The organism is Verrucosispora sp. WMMA2121, assembly GCF_027460185.1.
GTDB classification, from domain to species: Bacteria; Actinomycetota; Actinomycetes; order Mycobacteriales; family Micromonosporaceae; genus Micromonospora; species Micromonospora palythoicola.
Window position 1 is genome coordinate 3,274,793 of the sequence record NZ_JAPZBH010000006.1, and the last position, 16,548, is coordinate 3,291,340.

General features: G+C 71.8%; 16 protein-coding genes and 1 riboswitch. Of the genes, 6 read left to right on the forward strand and 10 right to left on the reverse strand.

From position 1 onward, the window contains the following. Nucleotides 1-49 precede the first annotated feature (49 nt). Entirely contained in the window at nt 50-454 is a 405-nt protein-coding gene (locus O7605_RS23675; RefSeq protein WP_269741188.1) for a nuclear transport factor 2 family protein, read from the forward strand. A gap of 25 nt (nt 455-479) precedes the next feature. Here the strand turns inward: O7605_RS23675 and O7605_RS23680 are convergent, their stop codons facing one another. After that, nucleotides 480-941 carry a hypothetical protein gene (locus O7605_RS23680; protein WP_269741189.1) on the reverse strand — a complete coding sequence of 154 codons (462 nt, stop codon included), beginning with the start codon at nt 939-941 and terminating at the stop codon, nt 480-482. A gap of 28 nt (nt 942-969) precedes the next feature. After that, nucleotides 970-1,227 carry a hypothetical protein gene (locus O7605_RS23685; RefSeq protein WP_269741190.1) on the reverse strand — a complete coding sequence of 86 codons (258 nt, stop codon included), beginning with the start codon at nt 1,225-1,227 and terminating at the stop codon, nt 970-972. 248 nt (nt 1,228-1,475) lie between these two features. Between O7605_RS23685 and O7605_RS23690 the strand changes: the two genes are divergently transcribed. The 5 genes from O7605_RS23690 to O7605_RS23710 all read left to right on the forward strand — a co-directional run bounded on the left by O7605_RS23690 (nt 1,476) and on the right by O7605_RS23710 (nt 7,028). Then, a complete protein-coding gene (locus O7605_RS23690; protein ID WP_269741191.1) occupies nt 1,476-2,483 on the forward strand; it encodes a helix-turn-helix domain-containing protein in 1,008 nt (335 codons plus the stop codon). 146 nt (nt 2,484-2,629) lie between these two features. Next, a complete protein-coding gene (locus tag O7605_RS23695) occupies nt 2,630-2,779 on the forward strand; it encodes a hypothetical protein (protein ID WP_269741192.1) in 150 nt (49 codons plus the stop codon). Beyond that, nucleotides 2,776-3,123, forward strand: coding sequence for a hypothetical protein (locus O7605_RS23700; protein ID WP_269741193.1), 348 nt, complete (start codon nt 2,776-2,778; stop codon nt 3,121-3,123). Before O7605_RS23695 ends, O7605_RS23700 begins: the two co-directional genes overlap by 4 nt. A 153-nt stretch (nt 3,124-3,276) precedes the next feature. Further along, a riboswitch (cobalamin riboswitch) is annotated at nt 3,277-3,481 on the forward strand. A 188-nt stretch (nt 3,482-3,669) separates the two neighbouring features. Next, on the forward strand, nt 3,670-5,997 hold the full coding sequence (locus O7605_RS23705; protein WP_332317187.1) for a ribonucleoside-diphosphate reductase subunit alpha: 2,328 nt from the start codon (nt 3,670-3,672) through the stop codon (nt 5,995-5,997). 35 nt (nt 5,998-6,032) lie between these two features. Next, the gene (locus O7605_RS23710) at nt 6,033-7,028 is read left to right on the forward strand and encodes a ribonucleotide-diphosphate reductase subunit beta (protein ID WP_269742729.1); all 996 of its coding nucleotides are present in this window, start codon (nt 6,033-6,035) and stop codon (nt 7,026-7,028) included. Nucleotides 7,029-7,107: 79 nt separating this feature from the next. Here O7605_RS23710 and O7605_RS23715 read toward each other — a convergent pair whose 3' ends face one another. The 8 genes from O7605_RS23715 to O7605_RS23750 all read right to left on the reverse strand — a co-directional run bounded on the left by O7605_RS23715 (nt 7,108) and on the right by O7605_RS23750 (nt 16,518). Then, complete coding sequence (locus tag O7605_RS23715; protein WP_269741195.1) at nt 7,108-7,899, reverse strand: ABC transporter ATP-binding protein; 792 nt, start codon at nt 7,897-7,899, stop codon at nt 7,108-7,110. After that, complete coding sequence (locus tag O7605_RS23720) at nt 7,896-8,882, reverse strand: ABC transporter substrate-binding protein (RefSeq protein ID WP_269741196.1); 987 nt, start codon at nt 8,880-8,882, stop codon at nt 7,896-7,898. Before O7605_RS23720 ends, O7605_RS23715 begins: the two co-directional genes overlap by 4 nt. Nucleotides 8,883-8,907: 25 nt before the next feature. Then, nucleotides 8,908-10,005, reverse strand: coding sequence for a FecCD family ABC transporter permease (locus O7605_RS23725; RefSeq protein ID WP_269741197.1), 1,098 nt, complete (start codon nt 10,003-10,005; stop codon nt 8,908-8,910). Nucleotides 10,006-10,142: 137 nt separating this feature from the next. Next, nucleotides 10,143-11,300 carry an alanine racemase gene (locus tag O7605_RS23730; RefSeq protein WP_269741198.1) on the reverse strand — a complete coding sequence of 386 codons (1,158 nt, stop codon included), beginning with the start codon at nt 11,298-11,300 and terminating at the stop codon, nt 10,143-10,145. Next, entirely contained in the window at nt 11,297-12,994 is a 1,698-nt protein-coding gene (locus O7605_RS23735; protein WP_269741199.1) for an IucA/IucC family protein, read from the reverse strand. Before O7605_RS23735 ends, O7605_RS23730 begins: the two co-directional genes overlap by 4 nt. Further along, the gene (locus O7605_RS23740) at nt 12,991-14,613 is read right to left on the reverse strand and encodes an IucA/IucC family protein (RefSeq protein ID WP_269741200.1); all 1,623 of its coding nucleotides are present in this window, start codon (nt 14,611-14,613) and stop codon (nt 12,991-12,993) included. Before O7605_RS23740 ends, O7605_RS23735 begins: the two co-directional genes overlap by 4 nt. After that, nucleotides 14,610-15,779 (reverse strand): ATP-grasp domain-containing protein, encoded by a 1,170-nt coding sequence (locus tag O7605_RS23745; protein ID WP_269742730.1) that lies wholly within the window; start codon nt 15,777-15,779, stop codon nt 14,610-14,612. Before O7605_RS23745 ends, O7605_RS23740 begins: the two co-directional genes overlap by 4 nt. Nucleotides 15,780-15,804: 25 nt before the next feature. Further along, nucleotides 15,805-16,518 carry a siderophore-interacting protein gene (locus tag O7605_RS23750; protein ID WP_269741201.1) on the reverse strand — a complete coding sequence of 238 codons (714 nt, stop codon included), beginning with the start codon at nt 16,516-16,518 and terminating at the stop codon, nt 15,805-15,807. Nucleotides 16,519-16,548 lie beyond the last annotated feature (30 nt).

The window sequence follows — 16,548 nt, forward strand, 5'->3', positions numbered from 1 at the left end:
TTATCCTCGGTCCTGAAGTCGAGTCCTGACTCATTATCCAGGGGAAGACATGACGCCAAGCGAGATCTTCGACAGCATGCGTGCTCGGTGGCTCGCGGACCTGTCCACCTGGGAAGCTGACACGCTCGCCGACGATGTGGTGATCGAGACACCGTTCGCCGTGCCCGGCCGCCCTACGCGCATCGAGGGCAGGCAGAGCGTGCTGGAATACACGCAAGCAGGCCGGGCGGCGTTCCCGGTCCGGTTCCATGACTGCCGCAACGTGGTTGTGCACGAGACCGGCGACCCCGACGTGATCGTGGTCGAGTACGAACTGGTCGGCACTCACACGGCGACCGGGGTTACCGCCTCGGCGCCGTTCATCGGGGTACTGCGGACCAGCCACGGCAAATTGGCCCAGTGGCGCGAGTATCAGCACACCCTCGCCATCGCTGAGGCCGTCGGCCAGGCGTAGGTCGACTGCCGAGGTGCTCCGGTGGTCAGTACGCCGGCCGGAAGTCCGGGCCGTCGGCTGTCGTCACCAATTCCCAGCCGAAGGCTTTCAGGGTGATGTCGGTGCGGGCGCCGAAGGTGTGGACCAGTCTGGCGACCGGCCCGTCCGGCAGGCTGTCGCCGACCGTGGCGAATACCTCGGCCGGGTTTTCGCCGAGCTGCTGTGCCACGATCCACGGCACCGCCAGAGCCACCATGAAGTCCCGGTCGTCGTCGGACGTCAGACATCGGGCGAGGCCGGTCGCCAGCACTGAGCGGCGTAGCAGATCGACGGAGCTCTGGCGCAATGCCAGGGTGGCGAGGCGGGCGCCGTAGCGACCGAGGGCGAGCGCGTTGGTGGGGTCGAGGGAGCGTACGAAGCTCTGCTCGATGCGTCGCGGAGCGCGGGCGAGGATCTCCTCCGCGAGTCGGTCCTGCTTCCCTGGGATTCGCTCCAGGTTGGGTTGCACCCGGCCAGGATGGCAGAACCGCGCGAGGTCAGCACTCGGCACTGCCGAGGCGTGCGAACTCGTCGAGGGAGACGTACTTCGGTACCTCGTCGTTGTTCACGATTGCGGTGATCATGACTGATCCTGGTTGCAGGCCGGCCAGCTCGGGCAGCCGGAAGGTAACCGAGTGGGTGGTGAAGCTGTTGTTGCCGGCGACGCCGTACATGCGGAAGGCGGCGCGCCGATCAGGGGCCGGATCGGGCGGGAATCCCGGCAGTTGGACGGTGGCCGGCGAGGTCACGTCCATAGGTAGGTCGTAGTCCCAGCCGGGCCAACTCGGCCAGTTTGCGGACGGGGCCGGCGCGCCGGAGGGGTGGGCGAGACCGCGCTTTCGGTGGCGACAGGTCCGCGCGAGTCGCCATGTCGCCGACACGTGCCCGGCTCGTTCGGCGGTTGCTGCCGCCGCACGTCGGAGCCGAGTACCGTCGATTGTGGCGGTTCGCTGGTGTGGAGGCCAGCAGATCGCCGCATAGTCCTTCACCCGGGAGCTTCGTCATGCCGCCGAGCGCGCGCACCATCGTTGACCCACGGTTTCCCGCTGAGCTTGCCCGACTTCGACGTGTCCGTGGCCTGTCACTGCGTGATCTGGCCCGCCTCGCGTACGTCGGGAAGAGCTACGTGCACGACCTCGAGACGGGCCGGACCCGACCGTCCCGAGAACTCGCCGCGCACCTTGACGACACCCTTCAGGCCGGCGGGACGCTGGCCGCGATGGTCGTCGATGCGCCGACCGTGACCACCCCCGACGACGATGACCGCCTGGCGTACGTGCTCGCCGAACCGACCCGCCTCGACGCCGCTGCGGTGCGGCTGCTCGCCGAGGTGCTGGCCGCGCAACGCCGCCTCGACGACGTCCTGCCGGCTCCGGTGACACTGCCGGCGATGGTGGCGCAGTGGTCCACCATGCAGCAACTCGCCGAGCGGGCTGCCGGGCCGTACGCCGGCCAACTGCACGAGGTGGTGGCGGAGTGGACGCAGTTCGTCGGCTGGTTGCATGCGGAAGCCCGCAACGACGGTGAGGCGATACAGGTGCTGATCGAGGCCGCCAGGCAGGCCGACGCCGTTGACAGTGGCCCGCTCGCGGCGCAGGTGGAGAACTTCCGAGGCTACGTGGAGCGGCAGCGAGGCAACCCGCGCGGCATCGTGCGCCACTTCCTCACCGCGTACCACACACCCGGGGCGACGGCGCTGCAACGCGTCGGCGACGCGGTCCAGGCCGCCCATGGGTTTGCGCTACTCGGCGACCGGCACTCGGCGGTAGGGCTCCTCGGGGAGGCAAGCGACCTCACCGAGGCGGCCGAGCGCGAGCAGGCGCCGGTCCTGGCCTACTGGCTGACGCCCACGTTCAGCCGGATGGGTCTCGGTCTGGCCTATCTGGCGCTCGGCGACACGTCGGCCGGCATCGACAACCTGCGGGTCGGGTTGGCCGGGTTGCCGCCTGACCAGCGGGACGCCGCATGGACGCAGGAGTATCGGCAGGCACTCGCGGTCGCCACCGGCTGAGCTGTCCGTCAACCGTCCCGGACAGGACGCCGGACGCCCCGCACCTGCCCTGCTTGCCCACCGCCATCGCACGATTCTTGTGGGTGGTGGCGGTGCGCCCCCACGTACCGCCGCCCCCGTCCCCGAACTCCGGCGGAGGTGATGGTGTGAGCAGGTGGCACAGGTTCTGGTGGTGGCTGCGGCGGCGGCCGAGGCCGCTGGCTGACGGCGGGCAGTGGCGGGAGGCTGTCGAGCAGGAGGCCGCCCGGCAACGCCTGCTCGACCAGGCCCGGCGCATCGCCCGGTGGCCGGCATGACTCGGCGTGCCGTCAGCTATCGGGACGCGATGGCCGCCGAGGCGGTGCGAATCGGCCGGGCCGTCGACGCCCTGCCCGCCCGGATCGCCGACGAGCACCTGCCGCGCCGGCCGGAGTGGACATGCGCCAGCTGCGAGGGCGAACCGCCGTGGCCGTGCGCCCCAGCGCGGGTGCGACTCGCCGAGGCGTACGGCCGGGACCGGGTGGGCCTGTCGATGTACGCGGGTGCCTTGTTGACGGCGGCGTTGGACGACCTGCCGCGCGAGGATCCCGGCGAGCTGACGACCCGGTTCCTGGCGTGGCTGAGGTGCACCTGCGGGACGGGTAGCCACGCCGGGGCGTGACCGACGATCGGCACCCCGGCGCATCCGCCGTCCTTTTCGTACGCCCGCCTGCCTGCGACCGGTCAAGCACGGACCGGCGTAGCCGAATGTGACCTCCGTTGCAGGACACGCCGACACACCATCTGGTGTCTTGCGTTCGCGGGTAGCCCATATATGGTGTCACCCGTAGCTGGTTCGGCGCCCACCCGGGGCGGCCGAGGCAAGAGGGAACCCGGTGGGAATCCGGGGCTGCCCCGCAGCGGTGAGTGGGAACGACAGCCGTCACGAAGCACTGGGCCACGGCCTGGGAAGCGACGGCCAGTAGGAGCGCGTGAGCACGCCCACGAGTCCGAAGACCTGCCAGCACGCCGCCCGCACTCGTGGGCGGCGGCCGCAGGCCGCGTGGGACGGCCGACGCCAGGAACGGGCCGTGCCGCCTGCGCGGATCCCGTGGCGTCCTCCCGCGTGTCCGAGGCCCCGAGCAGACGGCGCGAGGAGAGAGACGTGACGGTCGTGCGGGAGGCGCCCGCCTCCGAGGCAGGTGTGTCGGAGCAGCGCCGGCAGGTGATGCAGGTCCGCAAGCGCGACGGCGCCACGGAACCGGTGGACGTCAACAAGATCGTCCGGGCGGTGGAGCGGTGGGTGACCGACCTCGACGAGGTCGATCCGCTGCGGGTGGCCACCAAGACCATCAGCGGTCTGTACGACGGTGCCACCACCGCCGAACTGGACAAGCTGTCCATCCAGACGGCCGCCGAGCTGATCGGTACGGAGCCGCAGTACTCGAAGCTGGCGGCGCGGCTGCTGGCCGCGTACGTGGACAAGGAGGTCCGTGGGCAGCAGGTGGCGAGCTTCAGCCAGTCCATCCGGTACGCGCACGGCCTGGGGCTGATCGGGGACGCCACGGCCGATTTCGTGGCCCGTAACGCGCGCAAGCTGGACGACGCGGTGGACCCGGACGGCGACCTGCGGTTCGAGTACTTCGGGCTGCGTACGGTCGCGGACCGCTACCTGCTGCGGCATCCGCAGACCCGGCTGGTGGTGGAGACGCCGCAGTACTGGCTGCTACGGGTGGCCTGCGGGCTGTCGCAGACGCCGGGCGAGGCGATCGCGTTCTACCGGCTGATGTCGAGCCTGGCGTATCTGCCCAGTTCACCGACGCTGTTCAACTCGGGCACCCGGCACACCCAGATGTCGTCGTGTTTCCTTGTCGACTCCCCGCGCGACGAACTCGACTCGATCTACGAGCGTTACCACCAGGTGGCGAAGCTGTCGAAGTTCTCCGGCGGGATCGGCATCTCCTGGTCGCGGGTGCGGGGTCGGGGTGCGCTGATCCGGGGCACCAACGGCAGGTCGAACGGCATCGTGCCGTTCCTGAAGACGCTCGACGCCGGGGTGGCGGCGGTCAACCAGGGTGGCCGACGCAAGGGCGCGGCCTGCGTGTACCTGGAGCCGTGGCACCCGGACATCGAGGAGTTCCTGGAGTTGCGGGACAACACCGGGGAGGAGTCCCGGCGTACCCACAACCTGAACCTGGCCAACTGGATCCCGGACGAGTTCATGCGGCGGGTCGAGGCCGACGGCGACTGGTCGCTGGTCGACCCGTCGGACGCGCCGGAGCTGCCGGACCTGTTCGGCGAGGCGTTCGACGAGGCGTACCGGGCGGCGGAGAAGAAGGCCGTCCGGACGGTCAAGGCCCGCGACCTGTACGGCCGGATGATGCGTACGCTCGCGCAGACCGGCAACGGGTGGATGACGTTCAAGGACGCCGCGAACCGGCTGTCCAACCAGACCGGTGCGCCCGGCAACACGATCCACCTGTCGAACCTGTGTACCGAGATCCTGGAGGTCAACAACGACACCGAGACGGCCGTGTGCAACCTCGGCTCGGTGAACCTGGGCGCGCACGTCACCGCCGACGGCGTCGACTGGGAGAAGCTGCGCGCGACGGTACGCACGGCGGTGGTGTTCCTCGACCGGGTGATCGACATCAACTACTACCCGGCCGAGCAGACGGCGGTGTCGAACCCGCGCTGGCGTCCGGTCGGGCTCGGGCTGATGGGCCTGCAGGACGCATTGTTCACCCTGCGCCTGCCGTTCGACTCGGCGTCGGCACGGGAGCTGTCGACCCGGGTGCAGGAGGAGATCTTCCTGACCGCGCTGGAGACGTCGGTGGGGCTGGCCGAGCGGTTCGGCCCGCACCCCGCGTACGCCGAGACCCGGGCCGCGAAGGGTGAGTTGCATCCCGACCTGTGGGGCGCGGAGGTGACGCAGGCGCAACGGTGGACCGCGCTGCGGGAGCGGGTCGCCCGCCACGGGCTGCGGAACTCGCTGCTGGTGGCGATCGCGCCGACCGCCACCATCGCCTCGATCGCCGGGTGTTACGAGTGCATCGAGCCGCAGGTGTCCAACCTGTTCAAGCGGGAGACGATGTCCGGTGAGTTCCTCCAGATCAACACGTACCTGGTCCGGGAGCTGAAGGCGCGCGGGCTGTGGACGGCACCGATCCGGGAGCAGATCAAGCGGGCCGAAGGGTCGGTGCAGGGCATCGCCGAGCTGCCGGCGGACGTGCGGGAGCTGTTCCGGACCGCGTGGGAGCTGCCGCAGCGGGCGCTGATCGACCTGGCCGCCGCCCGGGCGCCGTTCATCGACCAGTCGCAGTCGCTGAACCTGTTCCTGAGCGCGCCGACCATCGGCAAGCTCTCCTCAATGTACCTGTACGCCTGGAAGGCCGGGCTGAAGACCACCTACTACCTGCGGTCGCGTCCCGCGACCCGGATCCAGCAGGCCACCGTCGCCGTCACCCCGGCGATCAAGCCGGTCGTCGCGGTCAGCGACGACGAGGCGTTGGCCTGTTCCCTGGAGAACCCCGAGAGCTGCGAGGCGTGCCAGTGACCACCGTTTCCGAACCCGACACCGGCCAGCGGCAGATGCTGCTCGATCCCGGCATGGACCTGACCCTGCGGCCGATGCGGTACCCGCAGTTCTTCGACCGGTTCAAGGACGCCATCAAGAACACCTGGACCGTGGAGGAGGTCGACCTGCACGCCGACCTCGCCGACCTGGCCAAGCTGTCCCCGGCGGAGCAGCACCTCGTGTCCCGGCTGGTCGCCTTCTTCGCCACCGGCGACACCATCGTGGCCAACAACCTCGTGCTCAACCTCTACCAACACGTCAACTCGCCGGAGGGACGGCTCTACCTGTCGCGGCAACTGTTCGAGGAGGCGGTGCACGTCCAGTTCTACCTGAACCTGCTGGACACCTACGTGCCGGACGAGCGGGAGCGGTTCGCGGCGTTCGCCGCCGTGGAGAACATCCCGTCGATCGCCCGCAAGGCCGAGTTCTGCTTCAAGTGGATCGACTCGATCTTCGAGCTGCGCGAGTTGCGGACCCGCGCGGACCGGCGCGCCTTCCTGCTGAACCTGATCTGCTTCGCCGCCTGCATCGAGGGACTGTTCTTCTACGGCGCCTTCGCCTACGTGTACTTCCTGCGGTCCCGGGGTCTGCTGCACGGCCTGGCCTCCGGCACCAACTTTGTGTTCCGGGACGAGTCGATGCACATGGCCTTCGCCTTCGACGTGGTCGACACCGTACGCGCCGAGGAGCCGGACCTGTTCGACGACGAGATGCGCCAGCAGGTCCGCGACATGCTCGCCGAGGCCGTCGAGTGCGAGGTGCAGTTCGCCGCCGACCTGCTCGAACAGGGCGTGTCCGGGCTGTCCCTGGCCGACATGCGCGAATATCTCCAGCACGTCGCCGACCGCCGGCTGGCGCAGTTGGAGATCGAGCCGCTGTACGGGTCGAAGAACCCGTTCGCCTTCATGGAGTTGCAGGACGTGCAGGAGTTGTCCAACTTCTTCGAACGGCGGGTGTCGGCCTACCAGGTCGGAGTCTCCGGCACGGTCGCCTTCGACGACGACTTCTGACGGCGGTCCCATCCGCTGACCGAGGGCCGGCCCGGCGATGATCCTGCCGATCGTCGCCGAGCCGGGCCGCCGGCCGGTCTCAGACCCGGCTGGCGGTCCTTTCGACGGCGGGCTGGTCGTTCGGGTGGAACAGCAGGTGGATGGTGCCGTCGAGGTCGAGGCGCTGGATCCCGATGCCGTAGACGGGTTCGAGAACGGCAGGGTCGAGGACCTGCTCGGTGGTGCCGGCGGCGGCGACTCCACCCTGGCCGAGCAGCACCAGGTCGTCGCAGTAGCGGGCGGCGAGGTTCAGGTCGTGCAGCACGACGACGGCGCAGGTGCCGAGGTCGCGTACCAGCCGTAGGATCTCGTGCTGGTAGCGGATGTCGAGGTGGTTCGTCGGCTCGTCGAGCAGCAGGTGGGTGGCCTGCTGGGCCAGCGCCCGGGCGATGAGCACCCGCTGGCGTTCGCCGCCGGAGAGGCTGGCGAACGCCCGGGACCCCAGGTGGGTGGCACCGACCCGGGTCAGGCACTGCGCCGCGATCTCGTGGTCCGTCCGGCCGGTGCGCTGGAAGGTGGTCAGGTGCGGGTTACGGCCCAGCAGCACCAGCTCGGCCACGGTGAGGGCGGTCTCGCCGCCGGCCTCCTGCACCACCACGGCCAGCCGGCGCGCGGCCTCCCGCGGCGGCAGCGCGGCCAGGTCGTCACCGTCCACGGCGACCCGTCCGGTGCCGCCGCGCAGCGCGCCGTAGAGCAGCCGCAGCAGCGTGGTCTTGCCGCTGCCGTTGGGGCCGATCAGTCCGAGCACCCGTCCGGGTCGCGCGGTGACGCTGACGCCGTCGATCACCGGGTTGGCGCCGTAGCGCCAGGACACCCGGGTCGCCTGGATCACGAGTCGGCCCCGAACCGCTGCACGATGCGCTCCAGCCCGTCGATCGACAGCGGGGTCGGCGGCTCGGTGAAGTTGAACAGCTGGGTCAGCACGTTGCCGTCGCGTACCGCGTTGAGCTTCTCGGCGCCGGGCAGGCCGGTCAGGCCCTGCTCGACCGCGGCGGGGTCGCCGTCGCTGTAGAGCAGGATCAGCACGTCGGGGTTTCGGCCGAGCAGTTCCTCGACGGTGACCTCGAAGACCCGCTCCGGCGTGTCACCGAAGACGTTGCGGAAGCCGGCGGCCTCAAGTTGCGGATGGGCCATGCTGGCGGTGCCGTACGCGTACGTGGTGCCGCCGCCGACCGTCGGGTACAGCACGGCGGCGGTACGACCGGACGCCGCCGAAGCGCCGGCCTGGATCTTCGCCATCCGCTGCCGGAGCGCGTCGACCGCCGTGGCCGCCTCCGTTTCGCGGCCGAACACCCGACCGTAGGTCTCCAGCTGGCGGTAGATGTCGTCGAAGCTGGGGGTGGCGGTGTTGTCCGGGCACATGGCCGGCTCCTCCAGCAGCGGGATGTCCACCGCCGAGAGGGTGTCGCGGGACAGGTTGTCGACCTCACCGAGCACCAGGTCGGGCTGCTGGCTGATCACCACCTCCTTGGAGATCTGCAGGTGCCCGCTGGTGTCGGTCTTGTCGGTCAGCAGCGGAATGCGGTCCAGTTCGGCGAGGGTCGAGGCGTCGTAGTACTCGCTGGGGTACTGCCCGGCCCGGGCGGTGACCCGGTCCAGCACGCCCAGCGCGTGCAGGTACGGCACGGCTGCGCTCTTGAGCAGCACGACCCGCTCCGGCGCGGCGTCGAAGGTCACCTCCACGCCGCAGTTGGTGACGGTGACCGGGTATCCCGGGGCGGCTGTGGCCGGCTCGTCGGCGGAACCGCCGCAGGCGGCGACCAGCAGCGCGAGAACGGTCGTGGCCGTGGTGACGGCGAGACGGGTTGCCTTCATCGGTGCTCCTCGGCTCATCGGGCGCTCAGGCGCCGGTGGCGTGCAGACGACGGATCAGGACCAGCAGGAAGGGGGCGCCGAGCAGGGCGGTGATGATGCCGATCGGGATCTCCTGGGGGGCCAGCAGCACCCGGGCGAGCACGTCGGCCCAGACCAGCAGGATGGCGCCGAGCAGCGCGGCGACGGGCACCACGCGCACGTGCGGGGCGCCGACGATGCGGCGGGCGAGGTGCGGCACGACGAGGCCGACGAAGCCGATGCTGCCGGCGGCCGAGACCAGTACGCCGACACTGAGCGACACGAGCACGAGCAGCCGCAGGCGGAACCGGTCGGGTGACACGCCGAGCGTCTGGGCGGTCTCGTCGCCGATGGCCAGCACGTCGAGGCGTCGCCCGACGACGGTCAGGTATCCGATCATGCCGCCCAGCACGACGGCGGCGACCAGCAGGAGGGCGTTCCACCGGGCCAGTCCGAGGGAGCCGAGCAGCCAGAACATCACCGATCGGGCCCCCTCGGCGGACCCCGAGGCGAAGATCAGGAAGCTGGTGGTGGCGTAGAGGGCGTAGCCGACGGCGACGCCGGACAGCAGCAGCCGGATCGAGGTCACCCGTCCGCCGCTGCGGGCGATCAGGAAGACCAGCAGCGACGCGCCGAGCGCGCCGAGGAAGGCGCTGCTGGACAGGGCGTACTGCCCGAAGCCGGCGCCGGCGCCGAACAGGATCGCGGCGGCGGCGCCGCTGGAGGCGCCGGAGTTGATGCCCAGCAGGTACGGGTCGGCCAGCACGTTGCGCACCATGGCCTGCAACGCCACTCCGCAGGCGGCCAGCCCGGCACCGACGAGCATGCCGAGCAGCACCCGGGGCAGCCGGACCTGCCAGACGATGGCTTCCTGCGGTGCGGTCCAGGTGACCTCGCCGGGCAGGCCGACGAGGTGATGCCCGATGATCCGCGCCACCGTCGCCGGGGGGATGCCGATCGCGCCGGAGCCGACCGCGGTCACCCCGGTGAGGACCAGCGCGACCGTCAGCGCGACCAGCCAGATCCCGGTCCGGCGGCGTTGCGCCGCCACGCCGAGCAGGTCCGGCCGGCTCCCGGACTGGGCGGTGGCGGTCACCGCACCCATCTGCACTCCCTTAGCTATTGCAAAACTCTGGCAATAAGCTACCAGCAAGATCAGGGCAGCGGGAAGCGGGGGCGTGGTCCGGGTCGTCATGTCCGGTGTCGGCCTGTCGAGCTGAGAGCGTCACCGGATCATGGTGATCAACAGCGGTTGCCGGCCGGATCTGCCGGTCGACGGCCCCAGTTCCGGGCCACGTCGAGCGGGTCGCCGGTGGTGAAGTGCGGCGGATCGTGCATCAGGAAGTCGCGGTGGCTGATGTTCCACGCGTAGGCGCCGGCCATCGAGAACACGAGCACGTCGCCGACCGCGACCGGGCCGCTGACGGCGTCGCGGGCCAGTACGTCCTTCGGTGTGCAGAGCTGGCCGACGACCGTGACCGGGCCACCGTCGGTCCGTGGCCCGGGACCGCCCCGGGGTACCACGACGAAGGGTTGCGAGTGTCCCTTGGCCGCCGGAGTCCGCAGGTGATGGGTGCCGCCGGCCACGATCACGAACCACTGACCCCGGGACCGCTTCACGTCGATCACCTCGGTCACGTACGACCCGCAGTAGACCGCGACGGCGCGGCCGGGCTCGATGCGCAGCCGGACGGTCGGGTAGCTGTCCGCCACCTCGCCGAGCAGCCGACCGTAGCCGGGCCAGTCGAAGCGGTGCTGCGGGTGGCGGTAGTCGACGGCCATGCCGCCGCCGACGTTCACCTCCTGCGCGCCCACCTGCCGCACCGCCCAGTCGGTCACCTCGCGCGCCACCACGGCGGCGGTCGCCGCGTCGAGCCCGCTGGCCAGGTGGGCGTGCACGCCCCGGACCCGGACGCCCTCCGGCGGGTCGGCGGCGAGCCGGACCGCCTCCGGTGGGTTCATCCCGAACGGGCTCGCCTGCCCACCCATCACCAGGACCGCGCCCGGTGTGGCGACCGGCAGGTTCACCCGCAGCAGCACGTCGACGGTACGCCCGGCGGCCCGGGCCAGGGCCGCCAGCCGGTGCAGTTCGGCGGCGGACTCCACGTGCACCCGATGCACGTCGGCGGCCAGCGCGGCCGAGAGATCCGCGTCGGTCTTGCCCGGACCGGCGAAGGCGGCCACCCGCCGGCCGGGCAGCACGGCCGCGAGGTGACGCAGTTCGCCGCGACTGGCCGCCTCGAAACCGTCGACAGTGGCCGCGAGGGTGCGCAGCATCCCCGGATCGGGATTGGCCTTGACCGCGTAGAGCAGCTCGACCCGTTCGGGCAGCGCCGCCCGGACGGCGGCGGCGTGCGTGGCCAGGGCGGCGAGGTCGTAGACGTACGTCGGTCGGGTCATCCGGCACCGCCGAGCGGGTTGGGCACCGCGACGTAGGGTGCCTGCTGGTCGGCGGCCCGGTGCCAACGGACCAGCAGGTTCGCCTTGGCGGCCAGCGGAGCGCCGTCGAGCAGCGCGAGCAGCTCGGCCGGCTCACCCAGCTGCGCGTACGTCGCCTCGACGGTTTCCCGGACCGTCCGCCACAGCCGGGGCTCGATGCCGGGGTGACCGTCGGCGAGCGCACCGGCCAGGCCGGCGAGATGGTTGACGAACAGGCAGTAGACGACGCGCTGGACCGCCTGCGCCGGAGTGTAGGCGGACTGCCGGGGAACCTGGTCCGGCCAGGCCGGCAACCGGCCGAGATCCAACTTCGTGCCCTCCAGGTCACGCAGGATCAGGCGGACCGGGCGGCCGTCGCGGTCCAGCACCACCAGCACGTTCTGCAGGTGCGCCTCGTGGACCACCCCGTGACGGAGCCACAGTCGCAGCACGCCGGGCACCAGCAGGTCGACGTAGGCCCGCCACCAGTCGAACGGGTCCGGCACGGCCAGCGGCGTGGCGGCCAGCGCGGCCGCCAACACCACCCGTTCGTCCGCCCGCAGATGCTCGCGCAGCCCGGTCCGCAGGATCGTGCCGTACGCCTCGTCAGCCCCGGGCAGGTCGACCGTCCGGTAGCCGGGTTCCCGCAGCAACCCGACCCGCGCGGGTAGCGGCACACGGTCCAGGAACCGGGTCAACGCCACCGCTCCGGTCAACTCGTACCGGGCGTTCTTGCGCAGGCAGTTGGTGATGCGTACGTGCAGGCTGGTCTTGAGGAACAGGTCCACCGAGGGTGCGTAGAGCGTGCGGACGCTCGCGGTCGGCCGCACCGGTACGCCGGCCGGGCCCAGCCCGCGCACCCTCGGGTCGGTCGGCGGCATCAGGTCCAGCTGCCACGGATGCACCGGCAACAGGTGGTGTCCGGGTGGTGCGTCCGGCGGATCCAGCGGTGCGATCAGCTCGTCGACCGGCCCGTCGCCGGCCACCAGATCGGCGGGCACCGCGAGCCAGCTCAGCCGGAAGGTGCTGCGCAGTTCCGGGGCGTGGCGACGCCAACCCGCCGGATCGCCGCTGCGCCACTTCGGACTGGGATGGTGCGGGTGCCCGTGCACGAGGGAGTGCTCGGAGTCGACGTAGCCGTCCACCACCGGGTCGCCGGTCGGGGTGGGGTCGTGGGGCGGGCGGTCGCGCAACAGCGTGGCCAGCGCGTCGCGACTACCGAGCACCTGCTCGACGAACTCGTCGTTGGCCAGTCCGGTGCGGGCGGCCAGCTCGGCGGCGAGCAGCCGGGCGAGTCGTCCGACGTCGACCGGTGCGTCGACGGCGGGTACGTCGTCGACGAGGGCGCCGGCGGTCGGTCCGCCACCGACCGGCGTGCCGGCGGTCGGCGGCTCCGGCACGGCCGGGTGACGGCTCGCGGTCGTTGCCGCCACCGGCCGGCAGCGGACCGGGCCGACGTAGCGGTGCGCCAGCACGGGGGAGACCCGGGCCAGCCGGCAGGAGAGCAGCAGACCCAGGTGCGGCAGCCGGATCCGCAGCAGCCCGTCGACGGTCTCGGCCGTCCCGTCGGGCGCGGCCACCTCGCGCAGGTAGCAGGCGAGCAGGGTGTGCGCGGCGGCCAGGTCGGCGGCGCGCTCGGCCGGCCGGGCGGCGGCCTCGGCGGTCTGCGGGGTCACGAGCCGCTCCGCAGGTAGTTGGGTCCGGTCCGACGGTAGAACTTGTTCACGTCGGTGCAGCCGATCCGGTGCTTGGGCAGCAGCGTGCCGGCGGTGAGCATCGCCTTGACCGGCAGCCGGTCGGCGGTCAGGACCCGGTCGACCAGCTCGCGCCGGGCGGGTGTGTCGCCCCACCGGTCGCGGGCGGCGCGCAGCCGTGGTGCGAGCGCCTCGGCGGGGGAGGGCACCGTGACGCCCTGTTCCGCCAGGGCGAGCAGCGGTGCCGCCGCCGCCAGGTGCAGGGTGATCGTGACGAACACGTCGGCCAACTCCGCCGGCTGACGAATCCACATCCGCTTGTCGCGCAGCCGGACCGAGCCGGCGTGCCGGGGGTCCAGCCGGGCACCGTCGTTGTCCTTGTACAGCAGCCGAACCGGACCGGTGGCCGGCAGGACCAGATGGATGTTCTGCGGATGTGCTTCCAACGCCACTCCGTACCGTAACCACAGGCAGACATGCCAGTCGAGCAGGAGATCCAGATAGGACCCGAGGAGCTGACCCGGGTCGTCCCCGCCGATCCGCTGGGCGACCGTGCCGGCGGTGGGATCCGCCGCGGCGAGCGCGGCGACGGGCACCACGGTCGCCCGCTCCAACCCGGTGGGCAGCCGGCGCAGCAGAAACGACAGCAGCTCGTCGCCGTCACGGTGACCGAAGACGCGCTCGTCGGCGTGCGTGATCCGGTCGGCGAAGCGCGGCTGCTCCGCGGCGATGCGGTCGAGCAACGCGGCCACCGCCGCGCCGTCGGACAGCGAGTCGGGTGCGAGGGTACGGCGGTTGCGGGCGCCCAGGCTCGCGGTCGGCAGCGGCAGCTTCAGGTGCGTCGTCGGGTCGCTGGCCAGGGCGACGGTCCGCATCGACAGGGTGGGCCGCACGGTGATGTCCGGTCCGTCGAACACGGGCAGCGCCGACCGGTCGGCGGTGAGCGGATGCACCGGCAGCAGCACCTGCCCGGCCCGGCCGGTCGTCGGCCACCAGCCGGGCAGCCGGCCGTGCAGCCGCAGAGCCCGGGTCGGTACGGGCAGCCAACGCAGCGCGAACGTGGGCGCGTGTTCCGGCGCGTACCGCAGCAGCTCGGTGGCGTCCAGACCGTGGCGGCACCGGTCGGTGGGGTAGACGGCATGGCCGGCGTGGGCGGCGAGCACGTCGTCGAGCAGGGCACCGCCGAACCCGGTGGGCGGGTCGACCCGGGCGGCGGCGATCCGGGCGTAGGTGTCAGATCGGGTCGCCTCGGCCAGCCGGCGGGCGAGCAGGTCCTGCCGGCACTCGTCGACGAAGGCGCGCCACCCCTGCTCGGCGTCGGCGTCGTCGCCCGGCGCGAGCAGCGCCAACAGGCCCGCCAGCGTGTCCACCCGACGTGGCGTCCGGCCGGGCGGGTGCACGTTCAGCTCGGCGCGGGCGAGGCGGACGGCGTGCTGGAAGCCGTCGGGACGAACCGGAAGGCGTAACCGGCCGGCCCGGTGCGGTGCCTGCCACCAGCCGGGGCCGTCCGGACCGCCACCGCTGCTCAGGCCCAGGTGGTCCTCGCGCAGCAGGGCGTCCAGCACCCGGCGGAACAGCTGCTGCTCCACCGGATCGGTCACGTCGCGATCACCCAGTCGAGTCCGGCGCGGAACTCGACGAGCGCGCGGCTCACGGCGTCCGGGTCCGGCCCGATGGCGTGCACGACGGCCAGGTAGTCGCGGTTGGTGCCGGTGCGCTCGGCGGTGGTGCCGATCGCCCGCAGCGGGCGGCAGCCGAGTCGGACCCCGTCGCGTACCGCGTCGACGGGCCCGGGGGCGGCGACGAGAGTGCCGCCACGGTCGGCGCAGACGTACTCGACCCGGGCGGTCTGTTCGATCGTGGCCGGGTCGGGCAGACCGAGGTCGGCCACGGACTCGCCGAGGTGCAGCCGGATGACGTACTCGAACAGCGGCACGTCGAGCAGCTCGGCCAGGACGAGATCCATCCGGTCACCGATCAGCCGGTCGTTGACCTCGATGAGCCGAGGTCGTTCCCGGTGCACGACGAACTCGGTGTGGCAGGGGCCGAACCGGACGCCGAGCACGTCGAGTTGGGCCCGCAGCCGCTCGGCCGTCGCCGGGGCTGCCGGCGCCCATTCCAGGCACAGCTCGGTGAAGGTGGGTGGCGGGCCGAGCGTGGTACGCCAGCCGCCGAGCACGGCCAGCGTCGCGGTGTCACCGAGGGTGTCGTGGGTGCGGACGTCGCCGGGCAGGTACTCCTCCACCACAAGTGGCGCGTCCGGTCGGCGACGGCGGATCTCGCTCACCCGCCGGGCCAGCTCGTCGGCGTCGGTGACCAGGTAGGCGTCCTCACTGGCGACGCCGTCGCGGGGCTTGACCACGGCGGGAAACAGGTCGAACGTCGGCGGCTGCCCTGGTTCGAGGATGCGGGCGTGGACGACGTCGAGTCCGGCGTCGGCGAGGGCCTGCCGGGTGGCGGCCTTGTCCTTGCAGCGCCGCGCCGACTCGGGCTCCTTGCCGGGCAGGCCGAGGCGGTGGGCGGCGAGCGCCGTCGCGGCCTGCAGGTGATCGCTGTTGGAGAACAGACCCACCGCGGCCGGTCCGGCCCGGACCACCTCCGCGACGGCCTGCGGATCCCGCACCGGGCAGCCCTGCTTCGGCACCGTCGCGGGCCAGTCGTCGGGTCGGTCGGTCAGCACGGTCACCGGCACGCCGAGCGCGTCGGCCGCCGGCAGCAGGCCGTCCAGCACGGAGTCGGTCGGGTTGAGAGCGCTCAGGTACAGCATCACGAGCCGGCGCGGTGCCCAGCCGTCACCGGGCGCGCCAGTAGGCCAGCGCCGCCACCTGCTCCTTGCCGACGCCCAGCCCGCGCCGCAGGTGCCTGACGATGCCGCGGGTGCTGGCCGCCTCGCAGGCCACCCAGTACAGGCCGTCCTGCTGGGCGTCGGTCAGGGCGGTGGTGACGGTGTCCACCAGGTGCTGGCCCTCGTCGCGGCGCGGCACCCACACCACCTCGTCGTGCGGCCGGGTACGCAGCGGCAGGTCTCGTTCGCCGTCGTGGGCGTACTCGAGCCAGATCCGCGCCGACACCGGCCCGGCGGCGTCGAGCAGGCTGTTGACCGCCGGCAGGGACGCCGCGTCGCCGACCAGGTACAGCCGGCCGGGCGCCGGATCGGGGAGCGTGAAGGAACTGCCCTGCACGGTCGCCTCGATGGTGTCTCCGGGCCGAGCCGTCGTGGCCCAACGCGCGGCGCAGCCGTCGTGCAGGGCGAACACCAGGTGGAAGCGCCCGCTGTCCGGGTCCGGATCGACGAGGGTGTACGCCCGCTGGTGGGGGCGGCCCGCGTTGTCGAACCACAGCCGGATCCACATGGTGGGGTGTACGCCGCAGGCGCGCAGCAGGTCACCTCCGTCGACGAGCAGTCGCTGGTAGCGGTCTCCGACGGCTTCGTTCTCCAGGACGGTCAGCTGGAAGTTCCGGCCACCGAAGGCCTTGAGGACGAGGGCTTCCCAGTTGCGTTTCACACGTTCTCCACTGTGGATACGTTCGGATGA